Here is a 434-nt window from a genome sequence, read left to right as displayed (position 1 = left end):
TGATCGTGGACCTGGACCGCGAGATCCTCCTCGGCGTCACCTTCGTCGGCCCGGGCATCGGCGAACTCCTGCACTCGGCGACGGTCGCCGTCGCGGGGGAGGTGCCCATCGCCCGCCTGTGGCACGCGGTCCCGGCGTACCCGACCATCAGCGAGGTGTGGCTGCGGCTGCTGGAGACGTATCGGGGGTAGCGGCGACGAGGGCGGGCGACGCCGGGTCAAGACCCCCTGCACGCCGCTGGTCAGATGTCCCGGAAGGGACCAGTCGCTCGGCCGATCTGCGGAAAGGATCGTCCACCGGCCGCTGGCCCATGACCTGGGCAAACACCCCTCACCTGCTATCAAGCACCAGCTCGTAAGCTCGTAAGGGGTCAGCTTTCGGAGAGTCGTAGGCTGAGCTGGAAGCCCGTCTCCTGGAAGCCGAGTGTTTGGGCG

General features: G+C 68.2%; 1 pseudogene. It reads left to right on the top strand.

Going from position 1 to position 434, the window contains the following annotated elements:
- Positions 1 to 191: pseudogene (locus AB0C16_RS40655) on the top strand (pyridine nucleotide-disulfide oxidoreductase); the annotation flags it as partial.
- Positions 192 to 434 lie beyond the last annotated feature (243 nt).

This window comes from Nonomuraea sp. NPDC048916 (assembly GCF_040649575.1).
In the GTDB taxonomy this organism is placed as follows: Bacteria; Actinomycetota; Actinomycetes; order Streptosporangiales; family Streptosporangiaceae; genus Nonomuraea.
The sequence above is the reverse complement of the archived record's forward strand: the minus strand, read 5'-3'. Positions and strand labels throughout refer to the sequence as shown.